The organism is Chitinophaga sedimenti, from assembly GCF_023156195.1.
In the GTDB taxonomy this organism is placed as follows: Bacteria; Bacteroidota; Bacteroidia; order Chitinophagales; family Chitinophagaceae; genus Chitinophaga; species Chitinophaga sedimenti.
Genome location: NZ_JAKUKA010000001.1, coordinates 4,077,619 through 4,092,717, shown reverse-complemented (window position 1 = coordinate 4,092,717; position 15,099 = coordinate 4,077,619). Strand labels below are relative to the sequence as shown.

Here is a 15,099-nt window from a genome sequence, read left to right as displayed (position 1 = left end):
GCTATGCAATTCAATCAATCACAAGCCATATATCTCCAGATTGCGGATTACGTATGTGACCGCATCCAGCTCGGGCAGCTGTTGCCAGATGGCAAAGTGCCTTCCGTAAGGGAGCTGGCCGTAACGCTGGAAGTAAATCCTAATACCATCATGCGTGCTTACGAACACCTGCAGTTGCAGGAAATCATTTATACCCGCCGCGGCATGGGCTATTTTGTTAGTCCGGCCGCCCTCACCAAACTGGCGGACCTCCGAAGGGAACAATTCCTCACCGAAGAGCTCCCGGTATTTTTTCACAAAATGCACCTGCTGGGTATTGAGCTCGACCAATTGAAAAGTCGCTACGATGCCTTCCGCGCAGCTAAACAGCAAAACCAGTAATCATGAAAAAGAGCAATATTCTTTTAGTCGTTTTTGCAGCGATGTTTCCCGCTGGTTTGTTCCTGTACAACCGCTTGCTGGCCACGGATTTCCTCGAAGGGAAGGTGGCCACCACCGACCATTACACCACGGCTGAAAGTACGATGAACCGTTTTGACTATCGCCCGTTTAAGTATGTGGTGGCGGATGGTGCGCTGAAGGTGGAGCATAAGGCTGCACAGCAGGAAGCAGCGTTCTGGTACCACCTGCCCGTAACGATCGAAAGGGATGCTGCGTACGCGGTAGAAATTAGCCAGTATTACATGTCTTATGTAAAAGTGCGGCAAGCGGGCGACACGCTGTACGTTACCATGGAGTCTGAATTTATGGTAGACGGATTTACGGTAACGAATGTCGCGGTGCGCATTACGGCGCCATCGCTCGATAATGTAGCACTGGCGACGGGCAAATATTACCTCGCGAATTTCCAGGGTGCCGATACTTTTCACCTGAAGGCCAGCAACTCGGAGGTGAATATGGCCAATATGAAGTTCCCGGTACTGGATATAGCCGCCACCGCGCATTCGGGTATTACCCTCCCCGGCGGAAACGACGGTCCTGATGTTACCCGGTACAACCTGGACAGCGGCAGTGGCATGATCGTACCCACCTCGTTTGGGGGCAAGCTGGAGGCCGGACAGGTAGATAGTTCCGCCACCATCACCCTCACCGGTAACGCTTTAAAACTGAACAAGGCCCTGCAGGCCATGCACAAATAGCCACCATTCTAACACCCGATATATGAAACGTTTACTCCTGGCAGCCACGCTCGCCATGTGCGGACCGGCCTATGCCCAGCAACACTTCGTGCTCCGCGGACATGCCGATAATTTTAAGGAAGATTTCTTCGAGATCGGCCACTCTACCATGTTCGACTTCCAGCCTAAAGGCATACCGGTAGATGCAAAGGCAACTTCCAGCTCGTGATGCCCATTACCGGCATGCAGGACCTGGGTATTATATTGAAAGATTCCATGTTCCGCCAGTTTGTGTTGCCCGGCGACACGCTCACGATGACCTGGGATAACAACCGGTTGAATGCTTCGCTGAAGATAAAAAGTAATGTACCCTCGCGTCAGCAGGAAATAGATCTCATGCGCCGGCTGGACACGATGACATACCGCTATATAGCGATGGAGCAGGGGTATTATAGAACCATGCCGTCCGATACCGCCATTGCCGCGCAGATCACAGCCCTCTATAACCGGAACTGAAGATCATTTTCAGCAGTCCTTTTACCCCGAATACGGACAAGATTATTACAGACAAGTATTATCAATACCTTACCGCCCAAAAGCGGAAGGCATCGATCGATAAATTTCCGCTGGTGGCCGATCCTGCGTTGGCGGATGAAGACTTTAAACGGTCGTACCTGCCGCCCCCAACGCCCATAAAACGCCGAGTGAACGCGCTTTGCTGGTTTCTTCCACCTATCGTAATTATCTTGACGATGTGGTACGTATGGAGCGGGTACTAAACAACGGGATATCCTATTCCGACAGCCGTTACACATCACCGGGCTTTTTACCGTTCAATCCTGCAATGCGTGATTTTCACAATGCCATGGCCACTTTTGATCTTGCGGCGCTGCGCGACTGGGCAGTAGTAAATGCGTTGATGGTGGCTTACCGCAACGATCCCTTCGACCGCGTAGATGCTGTATATGCACTGTTTATGAAAGAAGCGATCGTTCCCGAATACCGCGACTCGCTCATTGCTTTCAGGCAACGCATGTTGCGCGTGAAGCCCGGTGTAAAAGCCCCCGCCATCAGCCTGAAAGATGAAAAAGGAAAGCTGGTCAGTCTCGATGATTTTAAAGGTAAACTGGTGTACCTCGACTTCTGGGGCGTATACTGCGGCCCCTGTATCGGTGATATTGAAGGATATGCGGCAAAGATACATGCCCGTTATAAAGACAAACCGGTCGTTTTTGTAACGATCTGTGCAGATGCCAAACCGGAGAAATGGAAGGAAACACTGGCAAAATACAAGATGGACGGCGTGAACCTGCATGCGGCCGACGGGCGCCGCAGCGACGTACTGGATAATTACGGCGTAAACGGCATCCCACATTACTTTCTTATTGATGAGAATGGCATCATTCTTGACAATAATGCACCGAGGCTATCGGAGTTGGACAGGACGGAAAACAACACCCTTGATAAAGCGTTGGGCAAGTTGACGGCCTCAAAATAGACCTAAGTATGTAAAGCAATAATATAGATCATCACAATAACCGGCTGTGTTCTCATAGCCGGTTTTTTTTATATAAAAGGGGGATGCCGGATGCCGGCGTCCCCTTTCCCTGGATAAGTTTATTTAGAATTGTGTGGCCAGGTAAGCCATGGTGCCCATGCCTATCTCGATGGCGCGTTCGTCTACGTTGAACGTAGGAGTATGCACACCCGAGGTAATGCCGGCTGCTATATTGGCCGTACCTAAGCGGAAGAAGCAGGCAGGTATCACCTGGGAGTAAAATGCAAAATCCTCCGCGCCCATACGCAGCTCGGTGTCCTCCACATTGTCCTTGCCCATATACTCCTCCGCAAAGCCGCGTGCTTTGGCGGTTACTTCTTCGTTGTTATCTACCACGGGGTAACCTACCAATATATCGATATCGATTTCGGCGCCCATGGCATGTACCAGTTCGCGGGCCTGGCGGTAAATAAGTTCATGTGCTTTAAAGCGCCATACTTCGTCCATGGCCCTGAAGGTGCCCATTAGTTTTACCTCGCTGGGAATCACGTTGGTGGTGTGGCCGCCATTAAAGGCGCAGATAGATAATACGGAAGGGGAGAAGGGATTATTATTACGGCTGATGATCTGCTGCAGGCTCACCACCAGGTGTGATGCGATCAGGATCGTATCTGCCGTGAGGTGCGGTGCGGCAGCGTGACCGCCTTTACCTTTAATAGTGATGTAAATTTCATCGGCGCTTGCCATGTACTTGCCACCGCGGAAGCCAAGTTTTCCTACTTCCATATTGGGATGTACATGCAAACCCAGGATGGCATCAGGTGTAGGGTTTTCGAGCGCACCGTCGCGGATCATAAGACTGGCTCCGCCAGGATGCTTTTCTTCCCCGGGTTGGAAAAGAATTTTCACCGTACCCTCAAATTCGTCTTTTAACTGCTGCAGGATGCGCGCAGCGCCCAGTACCACCGATGTGTGCACGTCGTGCCCGCAGGCGTGCATAATGCCCTCATTTTGCGATTTGTAGGGAACGTCGTTGGCCTCCACGATCGGCAGCGCATCGATATCGCCGCGGAGCGCAATGACCTTTTTAGCCGGGTTCTTCCCTTCTATCAACGCCACGATGCCTGTTCCGGCTACGCCAGCCTGGTACTTAACGCCAAATTCATCCAGTTTACGCTGGATGAATGCCGAAGTTTCATGTTCCTGGAAAGATAATTCGGGATGCGCGTGTAAATGTTGCCTTACGGCTATAAGGTCGCCCGCATACGCCGCGGCGAGTTCCTTAATTCTGTTCTTCATTGATGAATTCTTTATCGGGCGTTACGTTAATGATGGTGGGTACCACAAAAACGCCCGCTGCAAACTGGTTAGATAACTTGTTGCGCAGTTCCGTAGCTTCCTCGCGGGTTCTGAAATCACCGATGCGCACTTTGAAATAAGGCGCCTGGTAATCAATGTAAGCGCGGTGTTCCGGGAACAACTGCATGGCCCTGGCTTTGGCATCATTGGCTTCGTTGCGTTTGTTGGTGGTGATTACCTGTACACGAAAGCCCCGGGTGTTGCGGATAGCAAGGGTGTTGATGTAAATCTGTTTTCTAACCAGCACGTCAATACGGCTGTCTTTCACAACCTTTACAGAGCCGGTATTATCGGCAACTGTATTATCCTGTGCTTTAAGGCCTGCTGCCGAAAGAAGAAAGAGGGCAGCCAGGGATAGTAATTTATACATGTTATTCAGTTTCAGATGGCATTTGCCTGCTTCACGATGTCTACACTGGCGCTGCAACCTAAACGGTCGGCCCCGGCGTCTATCAGTGCTTTGGCGAATTCGTAGGTTTTAATCCCGCCGCTGGCCTTGATTTTTATATTGGCCGGCAAGTTCGCACGCATCAGCTTTACCGCTTCCACGCTGGCGCCCTTTTCGGCGTAACCTGTCGAGGTTTTCACGAAGTCTACCCCGTAACGGCCGTAAATTTCGCAGCATTTCAGGATCTCTTCCTCCAATAATATGCCACTTTCGATGATCACTTTCAGCACCTTGCCTTTACTTCTCACAAGGGGGAGAATGGTACTTATTTCTTTTTCGAGATAAGCCCAGTCGCCATTGCGGATGGCCAGCAGGTTAGCCACCATGTCTATTTCATGAGCGCCGTCTATAATAGCAAGCACGGTTTCCGCTACTTTCGCTTCTATGGCCGAGTAGCCAAAGGGGAAGCCGGTTACCGTAGCCACTTTGATGTGCGTGCTGCTCATCATGTCGGCGGCTATTTTTACGAATGGAGGCGGTATACATACGGCCGCAAAGCCGTACTCTACCGCTTCCATGCATATTTTTTTGATGTCTGCCAGTGTGGTTACCGGCTTCAATACGGTGTGGTCTATATAACTGTTAATGTTCATTCGGTCCATTAAAGGTCTTTACCATGGCACTGTTTGAATTTTTTACCGCTACCGCAGGGGCAGGGGTCGTTACGGCCTACTTTGGGGCCTACACGAACCGGGTCGGGACGTACATCTTCTTCGGTAGAAACGTACTCCTGCTGTTGCGGTTGTGCGTGACCGGCAGCCTGGGGCTCATCGAACCCCTGGTGCGTAGCGCGCATTTTGCTCATGTCGGTCTTTTCTTCATGACCTTCGCGGATCTGGTCTTCCTCCTGCTCCTGCATCGGGATGCCGGCTTTACACAGGAAGCCAACGATTTCGCGGCTGGTTTCACCATCCATTTGTTTAAACAGGTTGAATGCCTCGAACTTATAGATCAGCAACGGATCTTTTTGCTCGTATACGGCACTCTGTACCGATTGTTTCAGGTCGTCCATCTGGCGCAGGTGCTCTTTCCATGCCTCGTCAATCAAAGCCAGGGTAATGCTGCGTTCCAGCGCGCCGATGGTTTCTTTACCTTCGGTATCCACGATCTTTTTCAGTCCTGCCAGTACATTAATGCCTTTGCGGCCGTCGGTAAACGGAACAGAAATGTTTTCGATCATATGGCCTCTTTCCGCAAACAGTTGTTTGATCACCGGCATCATATTGTTGGCGATCTCGGTGGTTTTGCGGTTGTAGGAATGAATGGCTTCGCCGTATAATTTTTCGGCCACGTTGTTCACCGGGTCTTTGGTAAATTCTTCTTCAGAGATAGAAGTGTCTACCGCGAACACCATGATAGCGTCCAGTTTAAACGCTTCATAGTCGCCGGTTACACGGTGGTTGGTGACCATGTTCAGCGCCACGTCGAAGAAGGCGTTGTCGATGTCGATCGCCGGCGCTCGCCGAACAGGGCGTGGTTACGTTTGGCGTAAATCACCGTACGCTGCTTGTTCATTACGTCATCGTATTCCAGCAGGCGTTTACGGATACCAAAGTTATTTTCCTCTACTTTCTTCTGCGCTCTTTCGATAGAACGGGTAATCATGCTGTGCTGGATTACCTCGCCTTCTTTATAACCCATGCGGTCCATCAGCGATGCTATACGGTCGGAACCGAACATGCGCATCAGGTCATCTTCGAGCGATACAAAGAACTGTGAAGTACCGGGATCGCCCTGGCGGCCTGCACGACCACGCAGCTGGCGGTCTACACGGCGGCTTTCGTGACGCTCCGTACCGATAATGGCCAGGCCACCCGCTTCTTTTACGCCGGGGCCCAGTTTAATATCCGTACCACGACCGGCCATGTTTGTGGCGATGGTCACCGCGCCGGGCAAACCTGCTTCCTGCACGATCTGCGCCTCACGGGCGTGTTGTTTGGCGTTCAGTACGTTGTGAGGGATTTTTTCGAAGGTCAGCATTTTACCCAGCAACTCGGATACCTCTACGGAAGTGGTACCTACCAGCACCGGGCGGCCGGCCGCCTGCAGTTTTTTCACCTCTTCGATGACGGCCCTGTATTTGTCACGTTTAGTTTTGTATACCAGGTCTTCGCTGTCCTTACGCGTGATCGGCAGGTTGGTCGGGATGGTTACCACGTCCAGTTTGTAAATCTGCCAGAACTCGCCCGCTTCCGTGGTGGCCGTACCGGTCATACCGGCCAGTTTGTGGTACATACGGAAGTAGTTCTGTAAGGTAATGGTAGCAAAGGTTTGGGTGGCAGCTTCCACTTTCACGTTTTCTTTCGCTTCAATCGCCTGGTGCAGACCGTCGGAGTAACGGCGGCCATCGAGTACACGACCGGTTTGCTCATCTACGATCTTTACTTTACCGCCGTCCACGATGTATTCCACGTCGCGGTCAAACAGGGTGTAGGCTTTCAGCAGCTGCTGTACAGAGTGGATGCGGTCGGATTTCTGTGCGAAGTCCTGCAGCAGCGCATCTTTACGTTGCAGCTTTTCTTCCGCGGGCAGATCGGTGTTTTCGATCTCAGCCAGCTGTGCGCCCACATCGGGCATCACGAAGAAGTGCGGATCTTCACCGCTGCCGGTGATCAGCGCAATACCTTTTTCGGTCAGGTCTACGCTGTTATTTTTCTCATCAATATAGAAATACAGTTCCTGGTCCACTTTCGGCATTTCGCGCTGGTGGTCGGCAATGTAATAGTTCTCTGCTTTTTGCTGCAGCACTTTAATACCGGGTTCGCTCAGGTATTTGATCAGCGCCGTGCTTTTCGGTAAACCGCGCCATGCGCGCATCAGGGCCAGACCACCGGATTTGGGATCGTCTTTACCTTCTGCGATCAGCTTTTTCGCTTCAATCAGGTATTGTGTGGTTACTTTCTTTTGTGCTTCTACCAGCGCCTGGATGCGTGGTTTCAGGATATGGAACTCCTGTTCCTCACCGCGGGGAATAGGGCCGGAGATGATCAGCGGTGTACGCGCGTCATCGATCAGTACGGAGTCCACCTCATCCACCATGGCAAAGTGGTGTTTACGTTGCACCATTTCTTCGGGACTGTGCACCATGTTGTCGCGCAGGTAGTCGAAGCCGAATTCGTTGTTGGTACCGTAGGTGATGTTTGCCAGGTAAGCGTTGCGGCGCTCAGGGCTGTGCGGCTGGTGTTTGTCGATACAGTCAACAGTGATACCCAGGAATTCGAACAGCGGTCCGTTCCACTCGGAGTCACGACGCGCCAGGTAGTCATTCACCGTAACGATGTGTACACCTTCGCCTGCCAGTGCGTTCAGGTAAGCGGGCAGCGTAGATACCAGGGTTTTACCTTCACCTGTCGCCATTTCCGCAATCTTGCCGCTGTGCAATACGGCGCCACCGATCAACTGTACATCATAATGCACCATGTTCCAGGTCACTTCGTTACCTGCGGCCATCCAGCTGTTTTTCCAGGTAGCTTTATCGCCGCTGATGGTGATGTAATCACGACGTACCGCCAGCTGACGGTCCAGTTCTGTGGCAGTTACTTCGATATTAGGATTGTTGGAAAGCTGGTAAGCAGTAGCCTTCACCGTAGCAAATGCCTCCGGCAGCAGCGATTCCAGTACTTCTTCGATCTGTTTGTCGCGGGCTTTTACCAGCTCGTCAATTTCACGGTAAATCGCATCTTTTACAGATACATCTTCGTGACTGTCTGCCGACGCTTTTTTCTCCGCTATCTCTGCGTCAACCCCGGAAAGATGTTCCTTGATCCTTTCGCGGAATTCGACGGTTTTGTTTCTGAGGTCGTCTATAGGCAGGGTTTTCAGTTTCTCGTATTCCTCGTTTACTTGTTTCACTAATGGAAGGATGGTCTTGATGTCGCGATCAGACTTATTTCCTCCGAAAAGCTTTGCTAAAAAACCTAACATGTTTGATGATTAGTTACGTATGAATCAATTATTATTATACTTTTTTGCCGAAGCGCCAATATACAGCATTTCTATGCATTCCTTCCCGCAGTCAAATATTGTGCGCGGAAATAATATTATGCCATGATGGCACCTGGCGCTGGCGGTAGCGTGCTGGTCTGACAAAATGCAGCCCAACTAGGATTGGAGAGCGCCGGGACCGGCACGGGTAGGGGAGTTCCGGTAATGCCCGGACTGTTCAAGCGCACCGTTACATCGACTGACGTTGTAAGGCGAAGGCGCTGCTGCATAAAGAAGAAGGTCTGTTTTCGTGATGTCGGCATCGCTTCCCTGGAGGAAATGCAATTGCACCCGTTCGCCGTCTTTCGCGGTTTTGCGGAGAACGAGCTTGCTTTTATGCAGGTGATGCTGCCGGTAGTAGGTAATAAACTGGTCGAAAGCGCCTTTTTCGCCCTGTCCCTGCAGGCGCCGGAACGTTTCAAAGTCGCCCCGCTCAATACTTTCAAGTACCCGCATGCAGGTGGCTTCTATCAGCTCGGCCTGTGTCTGGGAGGCACAGGCGGGCAAAAGAAGGCGCCGATGGCGATGTAAAGTATGAGGGTCGGTTTCATTACTGGCGCTAAGGTAGCAATTTTTTTACCAGCTAAGGGTATACTATTCGGCCGCCGTTGTGATCCTAAGACCATCCTAACTGGATCCTAACTAAAACCTAACTGAAACCCCAGTGTTTTAGCGCTATTCAGCTATGTTTTAGTTACAGTTAGTTACAATCCTCTTATAATCCTCTTAGGATCAGCTATTTGTGAAATTCCTCCATCGCACATTTTCTCTGATCCGGACAACTTTTTCTCCGTTCTGGACAATTTTCCGCCGTTCCGGCGGTGTATTTTTGCATTGCCGGTCAGGGGAAAAAGCTGCTTGAAGAGAGTGATCGCTGCGGCTGAGCCCGGAGAAAATGCCGGAAAAATGAAAAAGGATTTTATATATTTAAAAGTTTCCTTTTTCAATCAACCCAAAAAAACATCGGCACACGTTATGAAAAAGCCAATAGAGCCTTCTAAGTTATTCGTTGCCAGCTGCCTGGCCCTTCTTGTCACCTCGCTTTCCTTTGGCATTCGCGCCGGTATACTGGGCGAGCTTGGGGTGAAATTCGACCTCAACGTCAGCCAGCTGAGCGTTATTGCCGCCACTGCGTTCTGGGGTTTCCCGCTGGCCGTGGTAATCGGTGGGTTCATTGTGGATGCCATTGGCATGAAACGCCTGCTGATGGCCGCTTTTGTGCTGCACCTGCTGGGTATTGTACTCACTATTTTCGCCAACGGGTTCTGGAGCCTGTTTATTTCCACCCTGTTCATCGGCATGGCCAACGGCACCGTGGAAGCTGCCTGTAATCCGCTGGTAGCCAGTATTTACCCGGACAATAAAACCACGAAGCTGAGCCACTTCCATCTCTGGTTCCCCGGCGGTATTGTGGTGGGCACGCTCATCGTGTTCCTGTTCAGCAAATACCGGGACTTGGTTATGTTTGGCAGGTAGGCACCATGATCATTCCTACGCTCATTTACGGATACCTGTTCCTCAAGCTCGAAATGCCGGTAACAGAACGCGTTGCGGCAGGGGTAAGCGACGGGGAAATGTACCGGGCGCTTGGTTCGCCATTGTTTATTTTTATCTTTATCATGATGTTCGGCACGGCCATTACCGAGTTATTTACCGGTCAATGGATAGATGTATTGCTGAAAAATGTAACGGAAAATGCGATCCTGATACTGGCGCTCACGGCGGGTGTACAAACCCTCGGACGTGCGTTTGCCGGTCCGCTGATCCACCGCATAGCACCTGCCGGCGTATTGCTGGCATCCGCCATTTTTTCCGCCGTTGGCCTTTACATGCTGGGCCATGTGAGCGGGAATCTTATTTTTGTGGCCGCGATCATTTTCGGCATCGGCGTAACGTACTTCTGGCCTACGATGATCGGTTTTGTATCTGAAAATGTGCCTAAGTCAGGCGCTTTGGGTATGAATCTTGTCGGAGGTGCGGGCATGTTTGCCGTGTCGGTGTACATGAGTTTTATGGGCTCCTATTATGATAACATTATTGCCCGTAACTTACCGGCCGGCGCCAGCCTTGGAGACTACCGCGGCGCAGCGGCCGGAACACCCGAAGCAGCCGCTTTTGCACAGGCACAGGCCGTAGCCGGACCGGAAATCATTAATGCTACGTTAATTATTCCTGTTATTTTAGTCGCCGCCTTTACAGGGCTGGTGTTTTATATGAGAGGCCGTCAAAAGCCGAATTTGCAAACCGCATAAAAACGTTGAATCAAGAGATATGAACCGTAAATTAAGAATGGGCATGATCGGAGGCGGTAAAGACGCTTTCATCGGTGCCGTGCACAGACTCGCCGCCAACATGGACGGATTGATAGAAGTAAAAGCCGGTGCGCTGAGCGTAAACCCGGAAGTGGCTGTAGACTCAGGTAAAATGTTGTTCCTCGACGAGGACCGCACCTACACCGACTACAAAACCATGTTGGAAAAGGAAGCAGCACGCACGGAAGACAGACTGGATTTTATTACGATCGTAACCCCCAACTTCGCACACTTTGAGCCTGCGATGATGGCGCTGGAGAAAGGTTTTCACGTAGTTGTGGAAAAGCCTATCACCCTGAACCTGGACGAAGCCAAAGCGCTGAAGGAACAGGTGGCCAAAACCGGCCAGCTGTTACTGCTCACGCACACCTACACCGGTTACCCGATGGTGAAACAGGCCCGCCAGATGGTGGCAGAAGGCCAGCTTGGTAAAATCCGCAAAGTATGGGTAGAATATCCGCAGGGCTGGCTCAGCAAACTGAGTGAGCGGGAAGGTAACGCACAGGCAGCCTGGCGTACAGATCCCAAACGCAGCGGCAAAAGCGGCGCTTTCGGCGACATCGGTACCCACGCTTTTAACCTGGCAGAATATATTTCCGGCGCTAAAGTGGATAAGCTGTGCGCTGATCTTAATATTATGGTAGACGGCCGCGCGCTGGACGATGACGGCGCCGTGCTCCTGAAATTCGATAATGGCGCCGCCGGTGTGCTCATGGCATCGCAGGTAGCTGCCGGTGAAGAAAATGCGCTGAAAATCCGTGTTTACGGCGAAAAAGGCGGTATCGAATGGGCACAGCACGAACCCAACACCCTCCTCGTAAAATGGCTCGACAGGCCGACTGAAATCTACCGCCAGGGTACCGGTTTCGGCAACCTTTCCAGCTACACCGTTCATAATACCCGCACACCGGGTGGTCACCCCGAAGGATACCGGAGGCATTTGCCAACCTGTACCGCAACTTTGCCCTGCAGGTAAGCGCCCGCATCGACGGTAACACACCGGTAGCAGAAGCCCCGGATATTCCGGGTGTGGAAGAAGGTATCCGCGGCATGGCCTTCATCGACACTGTCGTGAAATCTTCCGCCAGCGAGCAGAAATGGACGAAATTCGAAATCTAAAAAAGAGGGAGCGGTATTATGAAAACGATTAAAGGTCCTGGTATTTTCCTGGCGCAGTTCGTAGACGACAAGGCGCCGTTCAATAACCTGAAAGATATCTGTAAATGGTCTGCCGGACTGGGTTTTAAAGGTGTACAGATCCCTACCTGGGACAGTCGCCTCATCGACCTGAAAAAGGCCGCGGAAAGTAAAACCTATGCGGATGAACTGGCGGGGATCGTAAAAGAAGCCGGTATGGAAATTACGGAGCTGTCCACCCACTTACAGGGCCAGCTGGTAGCGGTACATCCTGCCTACAACGAGCTGTTCGACGGGTTTGCGCCCGAAGCACTGCGCGGCAACCCGAAGGCCCGTACCGAATGGGCGGTAGACCAGCTGAAACTGGCGGCTAAAGCCAGCAACAACCTGGGCCTGAACGCGGCGGCCACTTTCAGCGGCGCGCTGCTCTGGCACACGGTATACCCCTGGCCGCAAAGGCCGGCGGGACTGGTGGAAACCGGTTTTAAAGAACTGGCGGACCGCTGGCTGCCGATCCTGAACGAGTATGATGCCAATGGCGTGGACCTTTGTTATGAGATTCACCCGGGTGAGGACTTACATGACGGCATCAGCTACGAGCGTTTCCTGGAGGCTACCGGCAACCACAACCGCGCTTGTTTGTTGTACGATCCAAGCCACTTTGTATTACAGTGCCTCGATTATCTGGAGTACATCGATATTTACCACGAAAAAATCCGCATGTTCCATGTGAAAGATGCGGAATTTAATGCTACAGGCCGTTCGGGCGTGTACGGCGGTTACCAGTCATGGATCGACCGTCCGGGCCGTTTCCGCTCACTGGGCGACGGTCAGGTGGATTTCAAGGCTGTTTTCAGCAAGCTGACCCAATACAACTTCAGCGGCTGGGCCGTAATGGAGTGGGAGTGCTGCATGAAGCACCCGGAAGATGGCGCCAGGGAAGGGGCTCCTTTTATCCAGGACCACATCATTCGTGTAACGGAGAAGGCTTTCGACGATTTCGCCGGAACCGGCTCTGATGAAGCTTTTAACAAGAAAGTGCTGGGGATTTAACCCCGGCGCTTTCTCGCTTATATAAAGATTTGGCAGGTTTTGAATTTAATGTGTAATTTCCCCGGCCTGTTAAAAATAAGGAAGACAAAAAATTTACGATCAACATGAAGAAGCAACTTTTAGCGCCGCTCTTTATCAGCGCGTTGTTTATCGCAGCCTGTGGCGGTGGTGAAAAAAAAGAAGAGAAAAAAAAAGAGGATGAAGTGAAAATCAGCGCTAACGAAGCACCTGCAGAAGTAAAGGTGTCTAAAGGCGAAGAACTGATTGCCGCGAAAGACTGCCTCACCTGCCACAAGGTGGAGTTGAAGCTGATCGGCCCCGCTTACATCGATGTAGCGAAAAAATATCCTGCCACCGAAGAGAACATCGCGATGCTGGCAGACAAAATAATCAAAGGAGGCACCGGCAACTGGGGCGAAGTTCCAATGACGCCACACCCGGATGTTTCCGTGGAAGATGCAAAAGAGATGGCGAAGTACATCCTTTCTACCGGTAAATAAGTTGCCGGTAACGCCTTTATAAAACACGTCATGGCTGAATGTTCCGGGAACCCGGAACGAAGTATTATTTTTAAAAAGCACATGCTCTTATGAAACGTATCGTATTCTCCGCCATGGCGGCCTGCATCATGATCAGCTCATGCGCAGTAGCCCAGAACGGCGCCGGCTTAAGCAAGAAAGAAAAGAAAGAAGGCTGGCAGCTGTTGTTCGACGGCAAAACCCTTAGCGGATGGCACCAGTTCCACGCTAAAGAAGGCAGTACTCCGGCCTGGACCGTTCAGGACGGCGCACTGTTCCCGGACACCGATGCTAAGAAAAACGGCGCATCCGGCGGCGACCTCGTAACCGATGCGGATTACGAAAACTTTGAACTCGTGTACGACTGGAAAATTGCACCTAATGGTAACAGCGGTGTAATGTTCGGCGTAAACGAAGACAAAAAGTACGGCGCTACCTATTCTACCGGTCCCGAAATGCAGGTGATCGACGACGCCGGCCACCCGGACGGTAAAAACAAAAAACACAATTCAGGTGAACTGTACGATATGATCGCTGCCCCCAAGTTTTACGCTAAACCCGTAGGCGAGTGGAACACCGCGAGAATCGTAAAGAAAGATGGTAAGATCCAGCTGTTCCTGAACGGTAATAAAACAGCAGAAACCACCATGGGTACGCCCGAGTGGCAGGAGCTGCTGAATAACAGTAAATTCAAAACCTGGAAGGGTTTCGGCGAATATGCAAAAGGCAAGATCGCACTGCAGGACCACGGCGACAAGGTGTGGTACAAAAACCTGAAGATCCGCGTACTCTAGTAGTCGCAAACATATTCATGCAATAGCGTAGAAACTTGAGTGTCCTCTGTGGTGAATTCATATCCCCAGGGGACACCTGTTTTTGATCATATTCCTTACTTTATAACATGTACACGATGAAAAAATGGACGCTCCTGTTGTTGGCCCTCGTCGCTATGGTTGGTGTGGCGAATGCAAAGAAGAAAGCAAAGCCTAAAGTGCTGGTATTTTCCAAAACGGCAGGCTTCCGGCACGATGCCATCCCCGTGGGCAAACTGGCGATGCTGAAACTGGGCGCCGACAATGGTTTTGCGGTGGATACAACGGAAGATGCCGGCAAATTCACTTACGATAACCTGAAGCAGTACGCGTCCATCGTGTTCCTGAGCACTACCGGCGATATATTGAACGACGCACAGCAGGCAGCCATGGAGCAGTACATCCGCAAAGGAGGCAGCTTCGTAGGCATACACGCGGCTACCGATACAGAATACGACTGGCCCTGGTACAACCAGCTGGTAGGCGCCTATTTTCTCAGTCACCCCGCGCAGCAAACCGCCACGCTGAAAGTGGTAGATCACAATCATCCTTCCACCAAACATTTACCCAACGACTGGATCCGCAAAGATGAATGGTACAATTTTAAAAGTATTGTGCCGGGCCTTAAGGTGCTTATCAAGATAGATGAAAGCACTTACCAGGGCGGCAAAAACAATGGCGACCACCCGATGAGCTGGTATCGCGAGTACGATGGCGGCCGCACATTTTACACGGAGCTGGGCCATACAAAAGCGTCTTATGAAGAACCCGCCTTCCTGCAACATGTGCTTGGCGGTTTACAATATGCCATGGGCAAACACTTCCCGAAGAAAAAATAAACTCACTTAAACTGATTAATC

The 15,099-nt window shown here is 51.3% G+C and carries 18 protein-coding genes; 12 read left to right on the top strand and 6 right to left on the bottom strand.

Annotated elements, in window-relative coordinates; translation table 11 throughout:
• Window positions 1-3: 3 nt before the first annotated feature.
• The 5 genes from MKQ70_RS23295 to MKQ70_RS23275 all read left to right on the top strand — a co-directional run bounded on the left by MKQ70_RS23295 (window position 4) and on the right by MKQ70_RS23275 (window position 2,616).
• On the top strand, window positions 4-381 hold the full coding sequence (locus tag MKQ70_RS23295) for a GntR family transcriptional regulator (protein ID WP_248074642.1): 378 nt from the start codon (window positions 4-6) through the stop codon (window positions 379-381).
• Between the two features lie 2 nt (window positions 382-383).
• On the top strand, window positions 384-1,139 hold the full coding sequence (locus MKQ70_RS23290) for a GIN domain-containing protein (RefSeq protein WP_248074641.1): 756 nt from the start codon (window positions 384-386) through the stop codon (window positions 1,137-1,139).
• A gap of 22 nt (window positions 1,140-1,161) precedes the next feature.
• A complete protein-coding gene (locus tag MKQ70_RS23285; RefSeq protein ID WP_248074640.1) occupies window positions 1,162-1,347 on the top strand; it encodes a hypothetical protein in 186 nt (61 codons plus the stop codon).
• Complete coding sequence (locus tag MKQ70_RS23280; protein ID WP_248074639.1) at window positions 1,344-1,634, top strand: hypothetical protein; 291 nt, start codon at window positions 1,344-1,346, stop codon at window positions 1,632-1,634. Before MKQ70_RS23285 ends, MKQ70_RS23280 begins: the two co-directional genes overlap by 4 nt.
• A gap of 199 nt (window positions 1,635-1,833) precedes the next feature.
• Entirely contained in the window at window positions 1,834-2,616 is a 783-nt protein-coding gene (locus MKQ70_RS23275) for a TlpA family protein disulfide reductase (protein WP_248074638.1), read from the top strand.
• 123 nt (window positions 2,617-2,739) lie between these two features.
• Here the strand turns inward: MKQ70_RS23275 and MKQ70_RS23270 are convergent, their stop codons facing one another.
• The 6 genes from MKQ70_RS23270 to MKQ70_RS23245 form a co-directional block, all read right to left on the bottom strand.
• Window positions 2,740-3,915 (bottom strand): M20 metallopeptidase family protein, encoded by a 1,176-nt coding sequence (locus MKQ70_RS23270; RefSeq protein ID WP_248074637.1) that lies wholly within the window; start codon window positions 3,913-3,915, stop codon window positions 2,740-2,742.
• Entirely contained in the window at window positions 3,899-4,345 is a 447-nt protein-coding gene (locus MKQ70_RS23265) for an SPOR domain-containing protein (protein ID WP_248074636.1), read from the bottom strand. Before MKQ70_RS23265 ends, MKQ70_RS23270 begins: the two co-directional genes overlap by 17 nt.
• An 11-nt stretch (window positions 4,346-4,356) precedes the next feature.
• The gene (gene deoC, locus MKQ70_RS23260; protein WP_248074635.1) at window positions 4,357-5,025 is read right to left on the bottom strand and encodes a deoxyribose-phosphate aldolase; all 669 of its coding nucleotides are present in this window, start codon (window positions 5,023-5,025) and stop codon (window positions 4,357-4,359) included.
• Window positions 5,025-5,846, bottom strand: coding sequence for an SEC-C metal-binding domain-containing protein (locus MKQ70_RS39315; RefSeq protein ID WP_308199142.1), 822 nt, complete (start codon window positions 5,844-5,846; stop codon window positions 5,025-5,027). The genes deoC and MKQ70_RS39315 overlap by 1 nt, the downstream gene beginning before the upstream one ends.
• Window positions 5,837-8,347 carry a preprotein translocase subunit SecA gene (gene secA / locus MKQ70_RS23250; RefSeq protein ID WP_282456677.1) on the bottom strand — a complete coding sequence of 837 codons (2,511 nt, stop codon included), beginning with the start codon at window positions 8,345-8,347 and terminating at the stop codon, window positions 5,837-5,839. Before secA ends, MKQ70_RS39315 begins: the two co-directional genes overlap by 10 nt.
• A gap of 177 nt (window positions 8,348-8,524) precedes the next feature.
• A complete protein-coding gene (locus MKQ70_RS23245; RefSeq protein ID WP_248074634.1) occupies window positions 8,525-8,863 on the bottom strand; it encodes a hypothetical protein in 339 nt (112 codons plus the stop codon).
• Between the two features lie 519 nt (window positions 8,864-9,382).
• Here MKQ70_RS23245 and MKQ70_RS23240 point away from each other — a divergent pair.
• The 7 genes from MKQ70_RS23240 (at window position 9,383) to MKQ70_RS23210 (ending at window position 15,078) form a co-directional block, all read left to right on the top strand.
• The gene (locus tag MKQ70_RS23240; RefSeq protein WP_248074633.1) at window positions 9,383-9,883 is read left to right on the top strand and encodes an MFS transporter; all 501 of its coding nucleotides are present in this window, start codon (window positions 9,383-9,385) and stop codon (window positions 9,881-9,883) included.
• 5 nt (window positions 9,884-9,888) lie between these two features.
• Complete coding sequence (locus tag MKQ70_RS23235; RefSeq protein ID WP_248074632.1) at window positions 9,889-10,659, top strand: MFS transporter; 771 nt, start codon at window positions 9,889-9,891, stop codon at window positions 10,657-10,659.
• A 19-nt stretch (window positions 10,660-10,678) separates the two neighbouring features.
• Window positions 10,679-11,695: a Gfo/Idh/MocA family protein gene (locus MKQ70_RS23230; protein ID WP_248074631.1), complete on the top strand. Its 1,017-nt coding sequence runs from the start codon at window positions 10,679-10,681 to the stop codon at window positions 11,693-11,695.
• 161 nt (window positions 11,696-11,856) lie between these two features.
• On the top strand, window positions 11,857-12,909 hold the full coding sequence (locus MKQ70_RS23225) for a sugar phosphate isomerase/epimerase family protein (protein ID WP_248074630.1): 1,053 nt from the start codon (window positions 11,857-11,859) through the stop codon (window positions 12,907-12,909).
• A 104-nt stretch (window positions 12,910-13,013) separates the two neighbouring features.
• Window positions 13,014-13,409, top strand: a complete 396-nt coding sequence (locus MKQ70_RS23220) for a c-type cytochrome (protein WP_248074629.1) — start codon at window positions 13,014-13,016, stop codon at window positions 13,407-13,409.
• 89 nt (window positions 13,410-13,498) lie between these two features.
• Entirely contained in the window at window positions 13,499-14,221 is a 723-nt protein-coding gene (locus MKQ70_RS23215; RefSeq protein ID WP_248074628.1) for a 3-keto-disaccharide hydrolase, read from the top strand.
• 116 nt (window positions 14,222-14,337) lie between these two features.
• Window positions 14,338-15,078 (top strand): ThuA domain-containing protein, encoded by a 741-nt coding sequence (locus MKQ70_RS23210; protein WP_248074627.1) that lies wholly within the window; start codon window positions 14,338-14,340, stop codon window positions 15,076-15,078.
• The last annotated feature ends 21 nt before the right edge of the window (window positions 15,079-15,099 follow it).